This window comes from Clostridium grantii DSM 8605 (genome assembly GCF_900129965.1).
Classification (GTDB): Bacteria; Bacillota; Clostridia; order Clostridiales; family Clostridiaceae; genus Clostridium_AF; species Clostridium_AF grantii.
On the sequence record NZ_FQXM01000006.1, the window covers coordinates 207,010 to 228,494 of the forward strand.

Consider the following 21,485-nt stretch of genomic DNA (forward strand, 5'->3'; position numbering starts at 1 on the left):
ATATCTTACTCTCTTTCTTCTATTAGTTTAAATATATCCACTATTGTATCAAACTCTTCATCCAATATAGTTCGTAAATCCATAATAAACTCATCATTATTTACCCTACCAATTAAAGCCACATCATTTTCTCTCATAAGTTTCTCCATCCTAGATGTTGAAATATTATTTGATTTAACTTTAATAACATAAGAAGGTATTGTTTCAGTAGGAAGTGACCCTCCTCCAACTTTAGCATATCCAGTATCCACTTTAAAACTAAAGCTATTTAAATTGTTTCTCAATCGTCGCACTAATTTTTGAGCTCTTTTTTTATGAATTTCTTTGTCTGATAACATCATATAAAGAGTTGGAATTTTTTCTACAGCTTCTTCTTCTGACAAGTATAATCTTAAGGTAGCTTCTATTGCCGCAATAGTCATTTTTCCAACTCTCAAAGCCCTTGTTAGTTGGTTTTTCTTTATTTTGTCAATATATTTTTTCTTTCCTATAATGATACCTGCTTGAGGCCCTCCAAACATTTTATCACCACTAAAAGTAATAACATCTATTTTCTTATTTACACTTTCCTGAACTGTTGGCTCATAAATAAATCCATACTTTCTAAAATCAATTAAAACTCCACTACCCAAATCCTCAATAACAGGTATATTGTGCTTTTCACCAAGTTTTTGTAGTTCTTCTCCATCCACCTCTTCAGTAAAACCAAGAATTTTATAATTTGATGTATGAATTTTCATAAGAACGCCTGTATTTTCATTAATATTATCCTCATAATCATATAAATGAGTTTTATTTGTTGTTCCTACTTCTACCAAAACAGCCCCACTAAATTTCATAACATCAGGTACTCTAAAAGAGCCCCCAATTTCTACTAGCTGCCCTCTTGAAACAATAGCCTCTTTACCATTACATAAAGTATTCAATACCAACATAACCGCGGCCGCATTATTATTTACAACTAAGGCTGCTTCAGCACCAGTTATTTTTGTGATTAAATATTCAAGATGCGAATATCTGCTACCTCTTTTTCCTTCCTCAATATCATATTCTAGATTACTATAATTCCTTATGACGCTCATAACATTTTCAGCTGCCTCTTTGCTTAAAAGTGACCTACCTAAATTCGTATGAACTATTATTCCTGATGCATTAATCACTCTTCTTAAGTGATTTTTAGATTTTAATTTTATCCTTTTCTCAAAATCTCGTAAAATTTCTTGTATATTCAATTCATCAATCTTATCCGTAAGTATATTTTCTCTACATGTATCAATAGCTTCTCTTAAAGCCTCTACTACCAATGTTCTGTTAGTAGTTTCTATATATTTGATTACATTCTCTTCTTTTAATAAATAGTCCATTTTGGGAAGGGCTTTCAATAATTCCTTTTTCATATTATCACCTATCTAATAAATTATTATTGATTTTCAACTCATATCATTCTACTTTATTCTACAATAACCATATAATAAAGTCCATAAATCAAGCTAAATTCTGAAGAATAGAAAATTCCCTACTTCTTGCTTTCATTCTATGATTACTGTAATATTAATTATATTCTACTATTGAAAAAGGGGTCTCAACATGGATTTTAAACAACTAACTTCATTTATTGAAATCGTCAATTTAAAAAGTTTTTCTAAAGCATCTAAAAAACTTTTTCTAACTCAACCTACTGTTACAAATCATATTCAAAAATTAGAAGAAGAAATAGGAGTTACTTTGCTCAATAGGTCTGGACGTGAAATAACCCCTACGGAACCTGGTTCCCTTTTTTATAATTACGCTCAAGAAATGGTTAATATTAAAGATTTTGCAATTTACAAATTAAGTTCATATACATCAAAAATAGAAGGAGCTATTGAAATAAATTCAAGTAGTATACCCGCTCAATATATCCTGCCATATATAATCAAAGATTTCAAAGCTCTTTACCCTGATGTTTTTTTTAAAATTAATCAAACAGATACAAAAGAAGTTATAAATTCAATAAAAGATGGCTTTATCAATTTTGGAATTGTAGGTGCTAAATATAATATTAAGAATTTAGAATATACCGAGTTAATGCAAGATAAAATTGTACTAGCACTTCCTGCATCTTATGCTACCAACATATCACCTTTCACTACTATAAGCCTAGAAGATCTTTTGAATTTTCCCCTTATTATGCGTGAAGAAGGCTCCGGTTCCAGATATATGATTGAAAAAGAATTGCTAAAATCAGGAGTAGAAATGAAACAATTAAAAATTATAACAGAATCTACAAATAATGATGCTATAAAGAAAATGATTGAGCTAGAAATTGGTGCTAGTTTCATTTCAGAAATAGCCATCAAAAAAGAAATATCCACTGGAAGTATTGTTCCTGTTGAAGTATCGGGAATGAACCTTAAGCGAAATTTCTACTTTGTTTGTCATAGCAAAAGATTTTTATCTCCTCTATCAAAAACTTTCAAGGAATTTATAAGTAAAAATACTATATGATGTTACAATTCAAGAAATATATTTGAATAACTATTATGCTATGGCTATAAACCTTATGAGTAACTTGCTCAATTAAACAGTCACCTTAGAGTAAGGTTTTAAAGATACCGTTTATATACTTTTTAGCCTTATTTTTAGATATATTTCAACAAATAGTAATTAATCTACAAATATTTTACAAAATGGTTATTTAGCTTTCTCAAAAGTTTATCTATTCTTATGTTGACTTTGTCCTAAAGGGAGGATATATACTTAAATTATTCAAAGCAAATCAATGTTTTGTGTATAAGTTATTAACATAACTTTTGATACTACACCAATTTTAAAGGAGGATTATTATGACAGATAAAAAAACAGTTCTGCCTAAACGTCTTGATATTCTAAAAAAAGCATACTTGGATGCTAAACCAAGTATTACTATCCATCGTGCCTTGGCATATACTGAAATCGCAAAAAAATATCCTAGCCTTCCAAGGAATGTCCTTCGTGCCAAAGGATTTAGAAGAGCATGCGAAACTGCACCTATGCTTATACAAGAAAATGAACTTATAGTTGGTCATCCTTGTGGTAAGGCACGTGCTGGAGCATTTTCACCTGATACAGCATGGGAGTGGATTCGTGATGAACTTGACACTATTGACACTAGACCACAGGACCCTTACTTCATTTCTGAAGAAGATAAAAAGATTATGTGCGAACAATTATTTCCATTTTGGAAAGGTAAATCTCTAGCAGAAGAATGTGAAAAAGCTTTCCGTAAAGAAGGTTTGTGGGAATTCGGTGCTGAGGCTTGCATAAGTGATTTGACCTATCATATGACTAGTGGTGGTGGCGATACTAGTCCAGGCTATGATATCATTCTTTTTAAAAAGGGGATTTATGGAGTTCGTGATGAAGCAAAAGCTCATCTTGCTGAATTATCTACTTACAAAAATGAACACAAAGATAAAATTTCTTTTTATCAAGCTGCTATAGAAATATGTGAGGGAATTATAACATATGCCTCTCGTCTTTCAATTTATGCAAATGAATTATCTGAAAAGGAACAAGATCCAAAACGTAAAGCAGAGTTAAAAAAAATTGCTGAGGTTAATGCCCGTGTACCAGCTAATCCTCCAGAAACTTTTCATGAAGCATTGCAATCTATTTGGACAATACAGTCACTATTTTTGATGGAAGAAAACCAATGTAGTACATCATTAGGCCGTTTGGACCAATATGTTTTTCCTTGTTATTCCTCAGATATTGAAAAGGGATTATTGGATAACGAACAAGCTTTTGAATTAATGGGCTGTTTCATGATTAAATGCTCAGAAATGATATGGTATACACCTGGAGCTACTGCTAAATATTTTGCAGGTTATATGCCTTTTATTAATATGTGTGTAGGTGGTCAAAAACGTGAAGGTGGAGACGGCACCAATGACTTGACTTATCTAATTATGGATGCTGTAGAAAAAGTTAAGATTTACCAGCCATCCCTTGCTTGCCGTATTCACAATCAATCTCCACAGCGCTATTTAGAAAAAATTGTTGATGTTATCAAAGCTGGAGCTGGTATGCCTGCATGCCATTTTGATGATGCACATATAAAAATGATGCTTAGAAAAGGCTTTGATTTTGAAGATGCTCGTGACTATTCTCTTATGGGATGTGTTGAACCACAAAAATCTGGACGTATACATCAATGGACAGCTGGGGGCTTTACACAATGGCCTATTACTATTGAAATGGCATTGAATCGCGGTGTTCTTAAATCCTATGGAGACAAGCAGTGGCTAGATACTGGAGACTTAGAAGAATTCACCACTTATGAACAATTTGATGCTGCTGTAAAAAGACAACTTGATTATCTTCTAGAGATGAATGGTAGAGGTACTGTTCTTGTTCAGGAAATTTTTAGAGATATAACTCCTACTCCTTATATGTCACTATTTGTTGATGGGTGTATGCAAACTGGTAAAGATGTAACAGCCGGTGGAGCAGTTCTCTATGATGGACCTGGAACAATTTTTGCAGGATTAGGTACTTATGTAGACAGTATGGCTGCTATTAAAAAACTTGTTTATGATGATAAAAAGTACAAACTTGCAGATATAAAAAAAGCCCTTGACAACAATTGGGAAGGATACGAACAAATACATCGTGACTGCCTTTATGCACCTAAATATGGTAATGATGATAATTATGTGGATATGATTGCCACTAATCTTGTGGATTATACAGAACATAAAATCAATCAGCACAAATCACTATATGCAAGACAAATCCACGGAACTTTATCCCAATCTTTTAATACCCCATTGGGCGAAATGATTGGAGCTACTCCAAATGGACGTGTTTCTGGTGCACCACTTTCTGATGCAATGAGTCCTTCTCAAGGCGCTGATACTAAAGGAGCTACTGCGGTTATAAAATCTGTATCTAAAATTAATGTTGAATCAATGAGTCTTGGAATGGCTCATAACTTTAAAATATTAAGTAATTCTCTAGATACAGCTGAAGGTAAAGCAAGTTTGATTACCCTACTACGCACAGCCTCCTTTATGGGAAATGCTCAGATGCAATTTAATTGTGTAGATAACAAAACACTACAAGAAGCTCAGCTACATCCTGAAGAATATCGTGATCTTATTGTACGTGTTGCCGGATACAGTGCATTTTTTGTAGAGCTTTGTAAAGAAGTACAAGATGAAATAATTAGTCGTACAGTTTTATAGAGATCCCATTGTGAAACTTAATTTATACTTATACTAAAAACTAGACGTATCAACTAGTTTTATAAATCTCCATGTTTCTAGGAGTTTTGGACACGTATAAATTAATAGTTGAACTGGGATACCTATAGATTAAACTATAGCAATTTAAATATAATTTTACAATTAAAAAGCAATAAAAAATACCATGTGATTTTTATTAAAATCCATGGTATTTTTATATTATGTTACATATATTTATTTTATAATCATTCAATGCTACAATAGAAAACTTTTATTATCTTTCAAGCACAGCACCAGTACTAGCTGATGTTACTAACTTACTATATCTTCTTAAATAAGTTCCGATTTCAGCATTAATTGGTGGTTGTACCCAATCTTTTTTTCTTCTCTCAATTTCTTCGTCTGAAAGATCTACTCTTAAAATTCTATTAGGCATATCTATTTCAATAATATCCCCTTCTTCAATAATACCAATTGTACCACCTGCCATAGCCTCTGGAGAAACGTGTCCAATACATGGGCCTCTAGTTCCACCTGAGAATCTACCATCTGTTATTAAGGCTACAGAAGTATCTAGTCCCATTCCACAAATAGCAGCTGTTGGACTAAGCATTTCTCTCATTCCTGGTCCACCTTTTGGTCCTTCATATCTAATTACCACAACATCTCCGCTTATTATTTCTCTTGCTAATATAGCCTTATAAGCTTCTTCTTCAGAATTATATACCCTTGCTGGCCCTTTATGTTTTAACATTTCAGGTTTAACTCCTGATTGTTTAACCACCGCACCATCTAAAGCCAAGTTTCCTCTTAGAATTGCTATTCCACCTTCTTTAGTGTATGGTTCTTCTAACGTTCTTATTACTGCTGGGTCTGCCACCTCAACATTTTGTACATTTTCATGAATTGTATTTCCTGTTACAGTGATTTCATCAGTATAAATCATACCCGCTTTAGAAAGCACATTCATTACTGCCGAAATTCCTCCTGCATTATCTAAATCTTCTATGCTATGATATCCTGATGGACTAAGTTTAGCAATGTTAGGTACTTTTTTACTGATTATATCAAATTCTTCAAGATTCAATGGTATATTAGCTTCATTAGCTATTGCCATTAAATGAAGTACTGTATTTGAAGAGCCACCTATAGCCATATCTACAGTTATAGCATTTCTAAATGCTCCTAATGTCAAAATATCTCTAGGTTTTATATCTTTCTTTAAAATTTCCATAACCTTCATACCAGCTTTTTTTGCAAGTTGTTTTCTTCTTCCAAACGGAGCCGGTATTGTTCCATTACCAGGTAGAGCCATTCCCATAGCTTCTGCCAAACAATTCATAGAATTTGCTGTAAATAATCCAGCACAACTTCCACATGTAGGACATGAATTAATCTCTATTTCTGTAAGTTCTTCTTCTGTAATTTGTCCAGTAGCCTCTGCTCCTACACTTTCAAAAGCACCACTAATCAAATCAATGGTTTTACCTTTATGTTTACCTGATAACATTGGTCCCCCACTAACATATACAGCCGGAATATTAAGTCTTGCTGCTGCCATAAGCATTCCTGGAACAATCTTATCACAATTTCCTACCAATACAAGTCCATCAAATTTATGACCCATACTCACTGCCTCAATAGAATCACAAATAAGTTCACGTGAAGATAATGGATATTTCATTCCACTATGATTCATAGCTATCCCATCACAAATACCTATAGATGGAAATTCCATTGGTGTTCCCCCTGCAGCGATAACTCCTTCTTTAACTGATTTTACTATTTCATCAAGATGATAATGTCCTGGTATTAATTCATTTTGTGCATTTACAACTCCTATTAATGGCTTTGCAAGATCCTCTGGCAAATATCCCATAGCATACATAAGCGCTCTATGAGGTGCTCTTGCCACGCCTTTTGTTATTTCGTCACTTCTCATTTTATAGCCCCTCCTTTTGTGTTATCTATATATAAATTAATTTTTTCGTCACTATTTAATCTATTATAGTTGAATTAGCTTTTTTACTCAATTGATTATCCTTACTACTAATAAGCAAAATAATCTGAATTGATTTTAAACCCAATAAAATAAAATTATTTTGCTTTTATATAAAGAAAAAGTGTAAGATTTATCTTACACTTTTTCTATTTTCTTAAACTTTTTCTATATTTACTTGGAAGACATTTCTCATATCTTTGAAATACTGTACTAAAATAACTGAAATCTTCATATCCAGCTTTTTCAGATATTTCTTTTAAACTCAAACTAGAGTTAGTCATAAATTCCTTGGCTTTTTCTATTCTAAATCTATTTATATATTCAGATAAATTCATTCCCGAAGATTTCTTAAATAATCTTGAGAAATAATAAGGACTAAAACCAACATGCTCTGCTACATCATTAAGATATATTTTTTTATCATAATTATTATTAATATACTCCTTAGCATCTGCAACATGCTTATCTTCTGGTAATTGTGTTACTACACCAAAATTAGAAGCACTTCCATCATCTGATTCATATAAGTAAGTGTCTATAAAGTCAAGCAAATCTTCTGGTGATATTGGCTTTAATAAATAATCTATAGCATTTAATTTTACAGATTTTTGTGCATAGCTAAATTCATCATGTGCTGTTAAAATTGCCACTTTTACATTCATATCAAATTTTCTTATTTTTTCTAAAGCTTTAATCCCATCTAACTCTGGCATTCTTATATCCATCAATACTAAATCTGGAGAAAATTCCTTTATTTTTTCGATTGCTTCATTTCCATTTTTAGCTTCTTTAATCTCCACATCCTCATGATTTTCTGAAACTACATATCTTATATATTCTCTAGTTATACCTTCATCATCAACTATTAGAAGTTTTTTCATTTTACTTCACCTCTTTTTTTCTATTAATAGGTAAAATTAATATTACTTCTGTTCCATTGCCATACTCACTTTTTATTTCAAAAACAAAATTCTTACCATAATAATACTCTAATCTGCTTTTCAAACTTGTAAGTCCTATGCCTATTCCTTCACCAGAACTTTTTATTATTTCTTCTGATATATTATCTAGTCTTTCTTTAGGTATTCCTACACCATTATCTTTAACCGATAATTTTATTCTATCTTCAAGAAATTCTCCCTTAATTTTTAGTTCACACTGTTTTTGCATATTTTTAAAGCCATGAACTATAGCGTTTTCTACAAATAATTGAAGTGTTAAGAAAGGTATTGTCACATCTTTTACTTTATCCTCAATATCAATATCTGTTTTTATAAAATCTTTAAATCTTTTATTTTGAATAAACAAATAATCTTTTATATACTTTAATTCCTCATTAACAGAAACAAACTCTAAAGATTTTGTTAGTGTAGTTCTTAAAAGACTTGATAAGGCAAAAGTAGTTTCCGCTGCTTCTTTAGCACCATTCATATAGGCAAGTTGCCCTATAACACTAAGTGTATTAAATAAGAAGTGTGGGCTCATTTGAGATTGAATAACCTTCATCTTCGTTTCTACTAATGTTCTTTCAAGCTTACTTCTAGTCTCTGCTTCCTTTAGAATTTGAAAAGTTCTCTCTTGTCTTTCTTTATTTATAAAGTTGATAACCGATGTTTCCACAATTGAATTACTCATTGTTCTTAGTGTTTCAATTATGGCATACAATTGTTCTCTGCTAACTCTTCTTAGCGAATTATATGCTTTTAGTAATTGATCACCATCTTCTTTATATTCTTTAATAATTTTTTCTTCTACTTCTGGATTTGGATTTTTTATAATCACAGGACCACAAGTTATTGTTCCTACCAATTTTTCTCCTAAAAATATAGGTGCCATTATCCTTTTTACGTCATAGCAACAATCATAAACTGTAGTTTCTACTATATCATTTTTATCAAATTCTTTATTAATAAAACATTTTTCCATATTTTTTTCTTTTATCTTACAAAATTCTGGTATGTTGCTTGGAGTTGTAAGAAGATTACCCTTTATATCTTTAATAACTATTCCTAAATAAGAATCTTCTGAAAATTTATCTTGGATTTTCTGTAGTCTCTCTACATCAATAATTTTAGCAGGGTCCTCCAAGTAAAAGTTATCTAAAATATTTTCCGCTGGTATTAATTGATTTATATCATATTTATCAATATTATATACAATAATCATTTCTAAGGGTGACTTTCCTGTATTTTGAACTTCATGTTTAGCAAAAGGCGGAGTTTTATATATCCTACCTGGTAACAAACTATTATATCTATCATTAAGCCATTGTTCTCCTTGGCCTGATACAACATAAATCAATTGTTCATCTCCACTATGGTTATGCTCTTCTTGATTTTGTCCTGGTAATAATGTTACATGGCCAATTAAAAATTTACTTTTTTTAAGATCATTATTTTCTTGAATCCACTTAATATCGCCCCATTCAAAATACTGCTTAACAGGCTTTGATTGACTATTTTCATTCCCATTTTTATTTTCCACTGTAGCACCTTCTTTTTTTGTATATAAAAACTTCCATAATTTTAATAATTATATCATCAAGGGCTTGCATTGTCTAGAGATAGTCATTTTAGTGTTTATTCATTCGTAATAAAATTAAATTTCCTATTTATACTCACGGGCAACCTCTTCCCCTCCAAGAACCCTTAATCCGCCTTCCGCTAAAGCAAGCATTTCATCTTCTCCTGGGTAAATAGTAACTGGTGAAATAAATCCTACATTTTCAATTATTTTTTTAGTTACACTCTTACTATATGAGATGCCTCCTGTAAGAATAATTGAGTCTACCTTTCCTTTTAATACAGTAGCACAAGCTCCTATTTCTTTTGATACTTGATATATAAAAGCTTCTTTTATCAATTCTGCTTTTTTATCCCCAGAACAAATTTTTTCTTCCACAATTCTAACATCATTTGTCCCCAAATAAGAGATAATTCCCCCCTTACCTACAATTTTCTTCTTTATCTCTTCTAGTGAATGTTCTCCGCTAAAACACATCTTTACTAATTCTCCAATAGGAACACTTCCGCTTCTTTCTGGTGAGAAAGGACCTTCTCCATCCAATGCATTATTAACATCTACTACTCTTCCCTTTTGGTGAACGCCTACAGAAACTCCTCCACCTATATGAACCACTATCAAATTCAAATCCTCATATTTTAAATGATTTTCTTTGGCATATCTTTTTGCCACAGCTTTTTGATTTAGTGCATGAAATATACTTTTTCTTTTCACTCCTTCCATACCAGAAATCCTAGCTACTTCTTCCATTTCATCAACCACTACTGGATCCACTATAAATGCTGGTATACCTATTGGTTTAGCTATTTCATTTCCAATAATTGCACCTAAATTACATGCATGTTCTCCTTGTATCCCTATCTTTAAATCTTCTAACATTTTTTCACTTACAGTATATGTTCCACCTTTAATAGGTTTTAAAAGCCCACCTCTTGCTACAACCGCATTTAGCAATTTAACTTCAAACCCTTTTTCTTTCAAAACATTTAGAATAAGATTTTTTCTAAACTCAAACTGATCATATATATTATCATACTTTTCTATTTCCTCTAAAGAGTGTGTCAAAGACTCCACAAATATTTCTTTATCATCTTCATAAACACCAATTTTTGTAGAAGTTGACCCTGGATTTATAATTAACATTTTAAAATTCATTTAATTCCCCCCTATTCTTACTTATTTGTTGCCACAAGTGCTGCCAGCGCTATAGAATTCATTTTTGTTCTATGACTGTCAGCTCTTGAAGTCAAGATTACTGGAGCCGAAGTTCCAACTAAAATTCCTCCACTTACTGAATCTGTTGTGAATGCTAATGTTTTGTACATTACATTTCCAGCTTCTATAGAAGGCATTAATAAAATATCTGCATATCCTGCAACTTCACTATTAATTCCTTTTGTTTCTGCTGCTTCCACTGAAAGAGCATTATCTATAGCCAAAGGCCCATCTATTATACAATTTTTTATTTGGCCTCTTTCATTCATTTTAGATAACATAGCTGCATCCACCGTTGCTTGCATTTTAGGATTAACTACTTCTACCGCACAAATAGGCGCAACTTTAGGTATCTCAATACCCACAGCTATGGCAACCTTTACAGCATTATTGATAATTTGTACTTTTTCATTAAGGTCCGGATACATATTAAAAGCACAATCTGTTAAAAATAATAATCTATCAATTTTAGGAGTTTCAAAAACTGCCACATGCGACATTAAACTCCCTGTTCTTAATCCAATTTCTTTATTTAAAACTGCTCTTAAAAAATCTGCTGTACCAACTAATCCCTTCATTACCATATCAGCTTTACCCTCTGAAACTAAGGCTACAGCTTTCATTGATGCTTTTGATGGATTTTTTTCATTTATTATTTCTATGTCTTTAAGGTCAAAGTTTATATCTTCAGCTATTTTACCTATTTTTTCCTCATCACCTACTAAAATAGCATTACAAATCCCCTGTTTTTTTGCATCACTTATAGCTTCAAGTACATGAGTATCTTCTGCTGCGGCAACCGCTACAATTTTAATATCTTGATTTTTGGTTTTACTAATAATATCATGAAATGTTTTAACCAATTAATACACCCCCATTTATGTATGCTTTACATTTATTTTACTACAAACATTTATATTGAGCAATATATTTGTATTATGTCCTTTTATTAAAAATATATTGCTTTATATATTAAAATAAGATTCTCTAAAGAGAATCTTATTTTAATGGTTTATATTTTTTTATTAATTCATCCGCAATTTTCAAACCGTCTACTGCTGCAGACATTATTCCCCCTGCATATCCTGCTCCTTCACCTGCTGGGTACATTCCTTTTAAAGAAACACTTTCACAATTTTCATCTCTATTAATTCTTACTGGTGCTGAAGTTCTTGTTTCTATACCGGTAAGTATAGAATCTTTTTCAGCAAATCCTTTTATTTTTTTATCAAAATTAATCAAACCATCTTTTATTGTGGTGGTTACATACTCTGGTAAGCAATCTCTTAAATCTGCAAATCTATATCCTGGTGTGTAACTTGGATTGATTCCACCTATTTTAGTACTTACATTATCTTTCAAAAAATCACCAACTAATTGAACTGGAGCATTATAATTTTCTCCCCCACATTTAAAAGCTAACTCTTCATAATGCCTTTGAAATTCCATTCCTGCTAAAGGATGATTACTTTTAAAGTCCTTCTCTGTTACAGTAACTACTATAGCCGAATTTGCATTAATTTTATTTCTTTTATAATTACTCATACCATTAACTACAAGTCTACCTTTCTCGGAAGAAGCCGCAACTACTTCTCCTCCTGGGCACATGCAAAAGCTATAAACTGATCTATTAGTTATAGAACTGGTATGCGATAATCTGTATTCCGCAGATTTTAATCTAGGATGATTTGCAAATTCCCCATATTGATTTTCATTAATTAAACTTTGCAAATGTTCAATTCTAACTCCTACAGCAAACGGTTTTGGTGATAAATGAATTCCCTTTGTAAATAACATTTCATATGTATCACGTGCACTATGACCTAAAGCTAAAATAAGCTTTTCACATTCAATTGTTTCCCCATTTACAATAATTCTAGATACTTTTCCATCTTTAATTATTATATCTTCCAGTTTAGAATCAAACCTTACTTCTCCACCAATGGCAATTATTTCTTCTCTTATATTTTTTACCACATTTTTTAAAATATCTGTACCTATATGAGGTTTACCTAAAAACATTATATCTTCTGGCGCCCCATGTGCAACTAATTCTTGTAATATTAAATCACATCTAGTATCTTTTATTCTTGTAGTAAGTTTTCCATCAGAAAAAGTTCCTGCGCCGCCTTCACCAAATTGAACATTAGAATTAAGGTTTAACTCTCCATTTTTCCAAAATTCTTTTACCTGCTTAGTTCTTTTTTCAACGTCACTTCCTCTTTCTATTACCAAAGGTTTATATCCATGCTTTGCAAGTTGCAATGCACAGAACATACCCGCCGGACCCATACCTATAATTACTGGTCTATTTTCCAATACTTCATTGCCATAAACAGTGCTATTTTCTTTTTCCTCTAAATTTAAAGTAATATTATTGTCTTTTAATTTAGAAAACACTTTTTTTTCGTTTTCTAAAGCAACTTCAACTACATAATTAAATTTAATATCCCTTTTTTTTCTTGCATCTAAAGATTCTCTTACTATTTTAAAATCCTTTATTTCATTTATAGCAATTTTAAGTTTTTTAGCTGATTTTTCCTTCAACACTTTTAAATCTTCATTTAAACTTAATGTAATATTATTAATTCTTATTGTCATTATTTCCTCCAAGCACCTAAGCTAATTAATTTCCTTAGGCTTTTCATCTTCACTACTATCAATAGTAGTATCTGTTATATTCTTTTTTGAGATTGCAACATTTACATTTTTTAAATTTTGAGAAACTATAATAACATTGTTAGGCAACTCAAACTTTACTGGTATATCATAACTTCCTTCGTTTAAATCCATAAAATCTAAAAATCCTACCACATTAAGTTCACTTAAATTATTTAATATATTTTCAGCTCCCTTAACAATCAAAGACACTTCTTTACTAACGTATTTTACATCTAAAGCACTATCTAAATTTCTATTCTCAATATCTACTGTTAAGTTTTTTTCTATTACTTTATCAAGGTCTATTATTACTTCAATAGCCTCATCATCTCCTACAAGTACCAAATCTTCAGGAATATCTAATTTGACTGTTAATTTATTAGATTTTTCTGTTAGTAACGATAAGTCTACAGGTTCAGTACTAATACTTTCTATAGAAGAAATCAATTTTTCATCTCCCGCAATTTTAATTTGAGCAATGGATGGTGTGATTTTCTCTAATATCATATTTTCTTGTAGACTTCCCTTTGTGGTAATATTTATATCCACATTTTTTGTTCCTTTTATTGGAATGCTAACTTTAACATTTTCTGGATTTATAGTAATTCCAGAAACAGTTTTTCCTACAGAATCTACAGCTAAAACAGGTAAAGATAATGTTAAATCTGTTTTAGTATTTTCTAAATCAATTTCCGCATAAATACTTGAAACCATATCTACATATTTTTCAGATCCACTAATGGTAACAGTACTTGGTTCTACTACAAGAGAATCTTGATAATAACCATCTTCAACATTTCCAGTAGTATTGATTTTAACCTGCATTTCTTTTTTTACTAATTTATCAAATTTAATTTCGGCCCACAAAGTTGTATCATTAACGATATTTACAGATTCAGGGGATTTTAAAATATTTACTGGTATTTTTTTTGTTCCTTCACTTAAAACATACCCACTTAAATCTGCAACAACAGTAAAATCATCTACGGTAGCAGAATAAATAGATGCCGCCGTTCCTGTAATTTTTAAAGATATTGTATATTCTTCATCTATTGATACTATTAATCCTGCATCCTCTAAAGCTTCTGTGTTGAGAATTTGAACTGGTATATTTTTAACTACTCTTGTTTGAAGAGAGTTACTTTCATTTGAAGTATATATCCAAAGAAAAAATGCTGCTAAAACACAAGCTAATTTAATAATTATGCTTTTATTTTTATCTTCACCCAAGATTTCACCTTCTCACCAATAGTAATTTTTTTATCTCTTCTGTACTGAATTATTTTTATTAATATAGCTTTTAACTTTTCATTAGAATAATATCTAGTTAATTTTCCATTCACTGCAAGGGAAATAACTCCTGTTTCTTCTGATACGATAATAGTAAGTGCATCCGAAACTTCTGATATCCCTACTGCTGCTCTATGCCTAGTTCCTAACTGTTTACTTATATTTCTATCACTTGAAAGAGGCAAGAAACATCCACATGCTGCTATTCTATTACTCCTAATAACTACAGCTCCATCATGAAGAGGTGTATTTTCCACAAATATATTCTCTAATAAAGCTGCCGAAGTATTTCCATCAATTTTCGTTCCTGTTTCAATAATATCGCTTAATCCTGTCTTTTGTTCTATTACTATCAAAGCGCCTGTTTTACTAGCTGATAAATTTTCAACTGCTTTGGTTATTTCAGAAATTATTACACTTATTGTCTCATCATCTTGAAAAATATGTTTTTCTGTAAAAGCGCTTCTCCCAATATGTTCAAGTGCTTTTCTAATTTCTGGCTGAAATATGATTACAAGAGATAAAACTCCTATTGTGATAGTTTTATTCAAAATCCAATTTAAGGTTTGCAATTGAAGTAAGCTACTTATGGGTATTAATAATACTACTAATAAAATCCCTTTTAGCAATTGCTCCGCTCTTGTCTTTCGTAAGAGCATATACACTTGATAAAATATAAATGAAACCGACACTATGTCAAGTATAGAAAAAATATTTATTGATTTAATGGTATTCAAAATTATATTTAAAAATTCCATGTATTCACCTCTCAAAACTATTATATTTACAATTATACACTATTCTATTTTAAATTGTTGCCCATTTTACAATATTTTAATTAATTTATTTTTCTAAATATTTTATTACAAATAAAAGAAACTATAGTATATAATTATTATTATACTTCATTGATTATTTGACTTTATTGCGATTATTTAGTATTTTTAAGTTACAGTTAAATCATATTAATTATAAAAACAAAAGGAGTGTTCATAAATGACAGATAAAACAAAAAATATATTAAAGACCATTACTGTTGCATTAGCATTTATCACTATTTGCGTAGGTGTTTTCTTTGTAAGCTATAGCTATTTCAGACGAAACTCCTTATCTCAATATGAAAAAACTATGTCAACTGAAATAAATAAAATTACTGAAACAAATAAGAATATTATAAGCTATATTGATGGAGATTCAATTAATCAAGAAAAATTCTTAACTTTATTACCTAATGATATAAACACTTTAAAAGATGTACGTTCAAATATTAAGTCTATTTCCAAAAATAAACGTTATTCAATTTCTCATAATAATTTACTGTCAGGACTAGATAATAACATTTTACTTTTTGAAGAAATTTTATTTATTGTTAAAGATATAGAAAAAATGGATATGAATATTTCAATTTCAAGACTACAAAATTTTAGAGATGACACAATGAATTATTACTCTCAAGTTTTTATAGGTACCAGTAGAATATCCATTGATGACAATTTCTTCAAACTATTATCTACGCCATCTTATTTTTCAAATTCACTAGACTCAAACAAAAATATTACTGATATATCTTTATCTGATAATCTAGATTTCTTAGACTTAATTTATTCATTTTCTAGACAATTTGATGATTTAAATAAAACATATTCTACTAACATAGAAGGTGCTAGAAATGAACTTCAAAGCTATACTAGCGTCATTTCTTTAATAAATGATGATTTAGTATCACTAACTTCACTGGAATCAGAAATAACTTTTATTTCTATCCCTCAAGATGGGCTAGCTGTATATGAATCCATGCTAAAAGTTATTTCTTCATATAAACCTTATTTGAACAATCTTAAATTCGCTATATCAAATGAAGAACTTGTAACCACTGATAATGATATTTCTGATGATATACTTGATAACTATTATAAAACATCTAATTCTAACTACAAAACTGCCACAGAATCTCACAAAAAATTTATTGAGGCTTTTGAAAAATTTGAATCTTCAGTGCAAAAATAACCATTTAAATCCTACTTAGGTAGGATTTTTTTAGTTTTTGAATTATATTTCTACATTATGGGCATAATATTTCCTGTAATTCTAATAACCCTAATTTAATTTAGGTAATAAAAAGGAGATTTAAAATGAAACCCAAGAGATTTATTGTTTGGCTTGTTACATTGCTAAGCTTTTTTACTGTTATTACACCTTTTTCAGAAGCTACAATTTTGTATGATTCAACAACTGAAGATTTATACAAAGATGAAAGCAAAGCAATAACAGTATTCGGAAATTCAGGTGACAATATCATGCTATCTCAATCAGATATAGATTTAATGGCAAAAGTAGTATTTGCCGAAAGTAATTTAGAACCTTATGATGGCAAAGTAGGAGTTGCCTCTGTAATACTTAATAGATTAAAAGATAGTAAGTTTCCAAATACAATAAAAGAAGTAATACTTCAAAAATCAGCCTTTTCTTGTGTAAAGAATGGTGATGTATCAGCATCAACCAATGATACCTGTTATAGAGCTGTATTAGACGCTATAAAGGGTGTTGATCCCACTGATAAAGCCATGTTCTTTTACAATCCAAAGATTGCTACCTCTAAGTGGATGTTTAACGTAAAAAAAATTAACATAAAAAAGATAGGACAGCATGTATTCTTCAATGTAAATTAAATAAAACAAAATAGGATTACCAATAAGGTAATCCTATTTTGTTTTGCTTAAATATTCAACAGCTTTTAAAGATGCAACTTGGCCTTCTCCTGCTGCTTTTATATATTGATAAGGCTTTCCTATGCAATCACCAGCTGCATAAAGTCCTTCAATATTTGTTTCCATAGCTCTATTAACTTTTATATGTCCATCTTCAAGCTCTAATCCGGGAACCAAATGATTAGGTGCTATGCTATCTTTTAAGATAAAAACTCCATCAGTCTCTATGGTGCCATTTTTCATTACTACACTTTTAACTTCGCTTTCACCACTTATTTCAACAGGTTTATCATTAATAACTTTAATATTCTCATTTAAGGAAGAATCGCCTTTATCCATTTTTATATAATAGACTTTAGAAGCTAGCTCACTTACAAAATTAGCTTCTTCTTCTGCTTCTTTATTATATCCAATTATAGTTACAACTTTGCCTTTGTATAAAGGTGCATCACAAGTAGCACAATAGCCTACCCCTCTGCCTAAAAATTCTTCTTCCCCTTTTAATGGTTTTGCTGCTTCCATGCCAATTGCTAGAATTACTGTTTTCGCTTCATAAGTTTTCTCGTTTACCATTAAAGCAAAATAATCTCCCATAGCATAAACTGCATTTATTCTTTCATTATTAATTTTGATATCCATAGCTTCAATATGTTGTTGAAATTTTTCTTTCAATTCTATGCCTGAAATATCATTAAAGCCTAAATAATTATTAATCTTTGGAGCTTTAATAAGCTTGTTACTAAAATCACTGTTTCCAAATAAAATTATATTTTTATTTCTTATTTTACCATTAATAGCCGCTTCTAATCCGGCTGGGCCAGTACCAATAATCGCAATATCAAATCTTTCCATTCCGATAATCCCCTCCTATAACAAATCCGACAATTTATTATATTGTCGGATTTATATTATGGGCAAATAATACCCAAATTTATATATTATAATATATTCTTCTATATTATTAAATATGCTTAGATACTAATTTAATAATATCCGCTTTAGGTCTAAAACCAACCATTTTATCTACAACTTCTCCACCTTTAAAAACTATTACTGTTGGAATTGAAGATACTTTATATTGTTGAGCTATATCTCCATTATCATCAACATTCAATTTAAAGAATTCTGCTTTACCTGCTAATTCTTCTGATACTTCTTCTATAACTGGTCCAAGCATCTTGCATGGTCCACACCATGGAGCCCAAAAATCCACTACAACAGGAGTACTTGAATTTATAACATCTTCACCGAAATTTTTACTTATTAATTCTCTAACCATACTTACCTCCTACAAAACATCTTATTTTTGTATACCCCTCTAGGGTAATTCATATAATTATTATAGATTTAAAAATACTTATTGTCAAGAAAATTTCATAACTTCTATAAATATCTTTCTAATAAATTTTCTCATATTTATTCTTTTCATAAATCCATTAATAATACATATAAATCATACTACCATGAACTTTTTTAATTTAATTCAATGACTTTATTTTCTATATGTGATTCTAAATAATTGTCATCTTCATAAACTAACAATTCCATTTCTAATTTATTACCATTGTTTTTCATGTCAACAACATGAATTTTTTCGTCTCCAGTGTAATAAAGCTTAGTTAAATTTCCACTTTCAATATCAAGCTTATATACATCTCCACCTACTGCTATGGTTCCATAAGCAAACCCTACAATAACAGCAACATTTTTATCATCTATCCATACAACTTTTTTAGGAGATAGTTGTTCACCTTTATCTTCTATATTAAAAGACCATTTCTCTTCTGATTGATTATCTTTTAGATATATTTTCCCAATATCCTCCTCTATGCCATCTTCTCCTCTTCCTTCTACACATACATCATACTTTCCATCAAAAGAAGTTGCCCATGGTGTAGAAAATTCTGGTTCAATGCTTTTATCTAAAGCATTTTTAACAAAAGATATATTAGTTTCAACTTCTATAACCTTATCTTTGTTATTGTCTTTACTTTCATCTTTTTTCTCTTCTTGATCAATTTTGTCTTGGTTATTAGTTTCATTTTCCTCAATTTCTACTTTTATATTGTTTTCTGTTGTTGTATTCTTTTTAGAACACCCTACTGAAGCCATAACTACTGTAGTTAACAGTAAACTTATTATAATTGAGCTTATTAATTTTGTTTTCATTTTTTTCCTCCTAAAAGTTAGTTACCTTCTATTTTTATATTTTTTTTAATATATTGATATTCTTCATTAGTTGATATCAATTCTTTCATTATAATCATTATACTACCATTATTATCATTTTCAAAATCTACTATACTAAAATTCTCAAGATTTTCTTCAAATTCTAAATTTAATTGTTCCTTATACACATTATAAGCATAAACTTTGATTAAGTTATTTATTTTATTGTAACTACCTATTAATAATTTATCTTCATAAAAATAAATCTTAGATATATTTTCATCAAGGTTACTAAAATCTAGTTTAACAACTCCATTAATATCTTTATTTAAATCTTTGATATAAACCAATAAATCTGTTGTAGACATAGCTTTAAATTTTAAATCAATAGAAGTAGTATCCTGCATGAGAAGTTTATTATCTTCAATTCTATTAAATTCTATATCTTCAACATAAGTTTGATTCGGTAGTGTATTTTGGGGCTTTTCTTGTGTTTCCTCTGTTATTTTATTTGGTGATTCTTCTACTTTTCCATCAACTCCAAATTGGTTGTTATTTTCTAAGTCACCCTCAATTAAGTTTTTTTCTTTAGCAACACTAGATGAAGAATCATTTAATTCCATATCTGATTTAGTCATTCCTATGCTTTCATTATTAGCTTCTTTATAAGACCCCATACTAAAATTTTCTACTATAATCTTATAAAACCCAAAAATCACCACAAAACTTGCTGCAACTAAAGTTATTTTTTTCAGATTTTTGTAATAACTTTTTTTACTTTGTTCTTTTTTATTCTCTTCTTTTTTGTTAAAATATTTATTTGTATCAATAGATTCTAGTATTTGTGTTTTTCTACTTTTAAAATTCAAGTTTTCTTCATCAAATAAATCTATTAAATCATTATCTAGTTGTTGTTCAAAGTAAAGAATTTTTCTACATTGTTCACATGATTTTAAATGTTCCTCTATAACTTTTCTTTCTTCAGCATCTAATTCATTATTTATATATTCATTAACCTTTTCTGCGAATACTTTACAATCCATATTCACACCTTCTTTCTAGTTTACAAACATATTCTTTGTACTCTTGCCTGGTTTTATAAAACTTTTTTTTAACTGTAGATTCAGAAATATCAAGTATTGTTCCAATATCTTTAAATGTTTTTTTTGTTGAGTACCTAAGAATTATAATTTGTTTTTCTATTTCTTCTAATCCTTCAATATATTTTTTTAAATATTCCTTGGTTTCATTAAATTCAGCACTATCTTCTGGTGAAATCTCCTTTGAGGATACATTATAAGCTTCATCAATATTGAATACCTTTGTTCTATTTTCTTTTCTTATATAATCTATGGTTTTATTTTTGGCAATTTGGATAAGCCAATTTGAAAACTTATAGTTTTTATTATATGTATCTAATTTATTATAAACCTGAATAAAAACCTCTTGACATATATCTTCTGCTGTTGCCACATTTTTAACCATAGTATAAATATATCTCATTATACCCATTTCATACTTATCAACTATTTTTTCAAAACTTGTAGTATCTCCTTCCAATATTTTATCAATCAACTTAATATCATCTTCTAACAAGGGAATCCCTCCTTCCACTTGTATATATTATATACGATAATTAATATAGAAAAGTTAAAAGCTTTTAAAATTTGCAGATTTTTATTATTTTATATCAAGATTAATTTATGTTAA

The 21,485-nt window shown here is 29.9% G+C and carries 18 protein-coding genes; 4 read left to right on the forward strand and 14 right to left on the reverse strand.

Translation table 11 applies throughout. The features are described from left to right. Positions 1-5: 5 nt before the first annotated feature. Complete coding sequence (gene selA, locus BUB83_RS07205; RefSeq protein WP_073337767.1) at positions 6-1,397, reverse strand: L-seryl-tRNA(Sec) selenium transferase; 1,392 nt, start codon at positions 1,395-1,397, stop codon at positions 6-8. 190 nt (positions 1,398-1,587) lie between these two features. Here selA and BUB83_RS07210 point away from each other — a divergent pair, with 190 nt between their 5' ends. Continuing rightward, the gene (locus tag BUB83_RS07210; protein ID WP_073337768.1) at positions 1,588-2,487 is read left to right on the forward strand and encodes a selenium metabolism-associated LysR family transcriptional regulator; all 900 of its coding nucleotides are present in this window, start codon (positions 1,588-1,590) and stop codon (positions 2,485-2,487) included. Between the two features lie 338 nt (positions 2,488-2,825). Beyond that, positions 2,826-5,207, forward strand: coding sequence for a choline trimethylamine-lyase (gene cutC / locus BUB83_RS07215; RefSeq protein WP_073337769.1), 2,382 nt, complete (start codon positions 2,826-2,828; stop codon positions 5,205-5,207). A 274-nt stretch (positions 5,208-5,481) separates the two neighbouring features. Here the strand turns inward: cutC and ilvD are convergent, their stop codons facing one another. From ilvD to cdaA, 8 genes are all read right to left on the reverse strand, one after another. Beyond that, positions 5,482-7,149 carry a dihydroxy-acid dehydratase gene (ilvD, locus tag BUB83_RS07220; RefSeq protein WP_073337770.1) on the reverse strand — a complete coding sequence of 556 codons (1,668 nt, stop codon included), beginning with the start codon at positions 7,147-7,149 and terminating at the stop codon, positions 5,482-5,484. A gap of 206 nt (positions 7,150-7,355) precedes the next feature. Next, positions 7,356-8,090 (reverse strand): response regulator transcription factor, encoded by a 735-nt coding sequence (locus BUB83_RS07225; RefSeq protein ID WP_073337771.1) that lies wholly within the window; start codon positions 8,088-8,090, stop codon positions 7,356-7,358. 1 nt (position 8,091) lies between these two features. Further along, complete coding sequence (locus BUB83_RS07230) at positions 8,092-9,693, reverse strand: PocR ligand-binding domain-containing protein (protein WP_073337772.1); 1,602 nt, start codon at positions 9,691-9,693, stop codon at positions 8,092-8,094. A 123-nt stretch (positions 9,694-9,816) separates the two neighbouring features. Further along, positions 9,817-10,887 (reverse strand): butyrate kinase, encoded by a 1,071-nt coding sequence (buk, locus tag BUB83_RS07235; protein ID WP_073337773.1) that lies wholly within the window; start codon positions 10,885-10,887, stop codon positions 9,817-9,819. Positions 10,888-10,904: 17 nt separating this feature from the next. Continuing rightward, positions 10,905-11,810 carry a phosphate butyryltransferase gene (gene ptb, locus BUB83_RS07240; RefSeq protein WP_073337774.1) on the reverse strand — a complete coding sequence of 302 codons (906 nt, stop codon included), beginning with the start codon at positions 11,808-11,810 and terminating at the stop codon, positions 10,905-10,907. 136 nt (positions 11,811-11,946) lie between these two features. Beyond that, positions 11,947-13,548 (reverse strand): NAD(P)/FAD-dependent oxidoreductase, encoded by a 1,602-nt coding sequence (locus tag BUB83_RS07245; RefSeq protein ID WP_073337775.1) that lies wholly within the window; start codon positions 13,546-13,548, stop codon positions 11,947-11,949. Positions 13,549-13,569: 21 nt separating this feature from the next. Beyond that, the gene (locus BUB83_RS07250; protein WP_073337776.1) at positions 13,570-14,838 is read right to left on the reverse strand and encodes a CdaR family protein; all 1,269 of its coding nucleotides are present in this window, start codon (positions 14,836-14,838) and stop codon (positions 13,570-13,572) included. Next, on the reverse strand, positions 14,811-15,656 hold the full coding sequence (gene cdaA / locus BUB83_RS07255) for a diadenylate cyclase CdaA (protein WP_073337777.1): 846 nt from the start codon (positions 15,654-15,656) through the stop codon (positions 14,811-14,813). Before cdaA ends, BUB83_RS07250 begins: the two co-directional genes overlap by 28 nt. A gap of 238 nt (positions 15,657-15,894) precedes the next feature. Here cdaA and BUB83_RS07260 point away from each other — a divergent pair, with 238 nt between their 5' ends. Together BUB83_RS07260 and BUB83_RS07265 are read left to right on the forward strand one after the other, a co-directional pair. Beyond that, complete coding sequence (locus BUB83_RS07260) at positions 15,895-16,905, forward strand: hypothetical protein (protein ID WP_073337778.1); 1,011 nt, start codon at positions 15,895-15,897, stop codon at positions 16,903-16,905. A gap of 125 nt (positions 16,906-17,030) precedes the next feature. Continuing rightward, positions 17,031-17,567: a cell wall hydrolase gene (locus BUB83_RS07265; RefSeq protein ID WP_073337779.1), complete on the forward strand. Its 537-nt coding sequence runs from the start codon at positions 17,031-17,033 to the stop codon at positions 17,565-17,567. 33 nt (positions 17,568-17,600) lie between these two features. Here the strand turns inward: BUB83_RS07265 and BUB83_RS07270 are convergent, their stop codons facing one another. From BUB83_RS07270 to BUB83_RS07290, 5 genes are all read right to left on the reverse strand, one after another. Continuing rightward, positions 17,601-18,458 carry an NAD(P)/FAD-dependent oxidoreductase gene (locus tag BUB83_RS07270; RefSeq protein WP_073337780.1) on the reverse strand — a complete coding sequence of 286 codons (858 nt, stop codon included), beginning with the start codon at positions 18,456-18,458 and terminating at the stop codon, positions 17,601-17,603. Between the two features lie 109 nt (positions 18,459-18,567). Continuing rightward, the gene (gene trxA / locus BUB83_RS07275) at positions 18,568-18,885 is read right to left on the reverse strand and encodes a thioredoxin (RefSeq protein ID WP_073337781.1); all 318 of its coding nucleotides are present in this window, start codon (positions 18,883-18,885) and stop codon (positions 18,568-18,570) included. 194 nt (positions 18,886-19,079) lie between these two features. Continuing rightward, on the reverse strand, positions 19,080-19,775 hold the full coding sequence (locus BUB83_RS07280; protein ID WP_073337782.1) for a DUF4652 domain-containing protein: 696 nt from the start codon (positions 19,773-19,775) through the stop codon (positions 19,080-19,082). Between the two features lie 17 nt (positions 19,776-19,792). Next, positions 19,793-20,818 carry a zf-HC2 domain-containing protein gene (locus BUB83_RS07285; protein ID WP_073337783.1) on the reverse strand — a complete coding sequence of 342 codons (1,026 nt, stop codon included), beginning with the start codon at positions 20,816-20,818 and terminating at the stop codon, positions 19,793-19,795. Next, positions 20,808-21,371 (reverse strand): RNA polymerase sigma factor, encoded by a 564-nt coding sequence (locus BUB83_RS07290; protein ID WP_073337784.1) that lies wholly within the window; start codon positions 21,369-21,371, stop codon positions 20,808-20,810. The genes BUB83_RS07285 and BUB83_RS07290 overlap by 11 nt, the downstream gene beginning before the upstream one ends. Between the last annotated feature and the right edge of the window lie 114 nt (positions 21,372-21,485).